The organism is Lentibacillus salicampi (genome assembly GCF_004565465.1).
GTDB classification, from domain to species: domain Bacteria; phylum Bacillota; class Bacilli; order Bacillales; family Amphibacillaceae; genus Lentibacillus; species Lentibacillus salicampi.
In genome coordinates this window covers 1-3,065 of sequence record NZ_SRHY01000086.1, presented here as the reverse complement: position 1 = coordinate 3,065, position 3,065 = coordinate 1, and the positions used below count along the sequence as shown (strand labels likewise).

Below are 3,065 nucleotides of genomic sequence, written 5' to 3'. Positions count from 1 at the left end.
AATACTTGGGGTGGTAACGACAATACACTGACCAAACTTATTGCCAGTGGCATTGTCTATGACTGCCAGTGCGCAGCCATGCCACTGCCACTGGCCATGAAGTCGACAAAGAATAAGACTGCGGACACTATTGGTGGATCGGGGTAAAGTACTGTTTTACTTTGGTTTTCTTCTGATTCCTCAATTAAGTTTATAAAATTCATAAGTTCTGGCTGTGTAGAAATTGTATTTACTTTTTCGGTAACACTATAAATATCTAACAAATCTTGAAAATGAATCTTAGTATATAAATCACGTAGAATCTCAAGTAGCGTTACGTCTAATATTTTTGGAATTTCTTCTTCGTTTCCATCCCACCGCACAGTAGGAGCGTTACCCATATAAGGAAAGCTTCTTGCCTCTCCGTTTGAAACAACGTCAACCACTATTATTGGTGTTTTAGATAATTTAGCAGAAATCACCTCTTTTCGACACCACTCCCTGGATGAATATTTGTCGGTGTGTATCACTAATACTGCCGTTTCCTTGTTTTTAATACTTTCCTCTATTTCATTTGAAAAGGAATAACTAGCTGCAATGTCATTTGCATCAAAGAAAGTTTTTAAAGGAGTTTCTTCTAAAATATAGTCTTTTATTGATTTAGTTAATGAGTTACCATCTTTTTTTGCATGACTAAGAAATAGAGAAACTGGAGACGGGCTTAAATTATTGCTTCTGGATATTCTAGGTTCGTTTAAAAGGAATCTACATAATTCATGAGTGGTTTGACTCAACAATGTTTTGATTTTTGTTTCTTCTGGATTTTCATCATGTAATTTGATAAAATTTCTGCTGTTAACCTCTTTCAAACGAAAGGCACTTTGAGAAACAGAAACTGGGAATATACGTAGCGATTCACTAACTTTTCCTTCTAGGTCTGCTATGTCACTTTGCCATTTTGGATCTAGTACCAGATGATTATCTACTAATATGATTATTGCAGTCCGTTTTGCTTTATTTAAATCCACATTCTCCATATCATTATAGAAAAACACTGGTATGCCTGGTTTACGATATATCACATCTTCTTCCACAGTACTAGATAAATGTGAATATATTCTTTCAGCAAATTTATTCCCCATGTCGAAATCTTCGTGCCATAGAACAAGAACATTTAAAGTTTCTTGGGATTTACTTGTCATATTTTAACACCTAACTCCTTTTAAGTACGTACTTAATGTTAATGGAATTCGCTTACATTAAAAATTAAAATAAAAAAACGATACTTTTTACCTAAAACCATTATATTACATTTTACTATAAATTTCATGTATTTTCGTAACTTTCGTTCGATAAAAAATGACAATACAATAATATTCTTAACGCCAGGAGGCTATTAGGGAGATGTCAGCATTTGATCAATAAAGACTTAAATAAAAAAAGTCATGAAATAACGGGCATTGAAATCAGAATAGGCCCCCGCGGGCCTATATTCTTACGCTACACGCTCGGATACATTTCCACTTTCTCTTGCTCCTTCAATCTCTCCTACTCACAGCCGATCTACCAATTGAATAATACTCCACTCCACCCCCTTGCATATCTTGCATATCCTCTACGCTGTAAACATTTCTGCAGCCATAAATCAATGGTGGGTGTGCGCATCATGTCTTTATACTTGTTTGGTGTTACCCCCTCGTTTAAAAACCAGATTAATAGACTATCTCTTACCCCTATAATCGAAACAATTTGCAATTTGGTGGCATGGAAATGAAAAAATATTTTTTATTTTTTTCGGCTGACAACGCCACTTTTTCCAAGTTAATTTCGAATATAGGGGTGAGAAGGTATATACCATTCATGAAAAAGCAGCCTCTCTAAAAGTCCGGTGAAAAAGTCAAATTGTACTAGGAATTTCCTTGCTTTATATCGAATATAGTCTATAGAACACTTATAAAAGGATGATCCGTTTATGCATTCGCCAAAGCAAAATCACATTCAACCCAGCATGTTTCAATATATTGATATGGAGGATCTCGTTCCCGGGCATCATATCCTGAGAAGGGTGAAAGATGTGATCGACTTTCCAGCTGTCCACGATTGGGTGAAACCTCTCTACTCCGAAAAAACAGGCCGGCCATCTACAAATGCTGAATTGGTCGTGCGGCTGGTTGTACTGGAGTATCTATTTAATCACTCGGAACGGGAATTGTTTGAAACGCTCCCCATGCATGCAGGCTACTTGTGGTTTTGCGGCCTGGATTTTGAGTCTTCTCTTCCCGATCGCACAACACTTGTTAAGACAAGAGCGCTTTGGCGTCGCCACGGTATTTTTGATGATATCATGATGCATGTCGTTAATCAGTGCATTGCTTCCGGCCTCGTTCGCCCAGACATTCATGCCGGTGTGGACGGCACACAAGTGCGTGCAAACGCGTCCATTCACAGTCTGGAAGAAATAGAGCTGGCTCCGGTTCAAACCATTGAAGGTTACCTGGAAGATAAAAAGCAACGTGACGAGGCATCCTTGGCTCCATCAGACAATACGGACAGCGACGATGATGATCAAAATCCTCAGCCTCCGAAATCAAAGAACAATCATCAATCGGATCAGCTTCAGGAAAATGCCAGCCATGAGGACTTTCATGGCAAAACGTTTTCCAATCAAACCCATCGGAGTACGACAGACCCTGATGCCCGTTTATACAAAAAGAGCAAAGGGCAGGAAGCTTATCCGCGTTTCCTCGTGCACGACCTGATAGACGTTGAATCAGGGATTATTTTAAAAACTGATGCGAGCGTTGCTTCCGGTACAGCTGAAAGAGAAATTAGCCAACAGCAGCTAAACGCTGTTCGTTTTCAGCATCCGCAAATCCATATTCGGACGTTATCGGGTGACAAGGCCTATGGCACACCGGCATATTTGGCCTATTTATTTTCTCGAGGCATCATGCCTTTGATTGATTACGGTCAACAAAATGTACCACTAGTGACATGTTATTTACCACCGAATGACAAGAAATGTACCATCAAATGACAAATAAATGTACCACTTACGCGATACCTTCTATATAATTAATGAGCAC

1 protein-coding gene and 1 pseudogene are annotated in these 3,065 nt (G+C 38.8%); one reads left to right on the top strand and one right to left on the bottom strand.

The features are described 5' to 3' along the window. Positions 1-56: 56 nt before the first annotated feature. A complete protein-coding gene (locus tag E4U82_RS19330; protein ID WP_135111876.1) occupies positions 57-1,181 on the bottom strand; it encodes a toll/interleukin-1 receptor domain-containing protein in 1,125 nt (374 codons plus the stop codon). A 770-nt stretch (positions 1,182-1,951) separates the two neighbouring features. On the opposite strand from E4U82_RS19330, the pseudogene E4U82_RS19325 reads away from it, so the two are divergent. Continuing rightward, positions 1,952-2,941, top strand: a pseudogene (locus E4U82_RS19325) (transposase); the annotation flags it as partial. Positions 2,942-3,065 lie beyond the last annotated feature (124 nt).

What these genes read in the sequence shown, in the direction of transcription:
- E4U82_RS19330 (WP_135111876.1), bottom strand. Translation starts at nt 1,181, where the DNA reads ATGACAAGTAAATCCCAAGAAACTTTAAATGTTCTTGTTCTATGGCAC.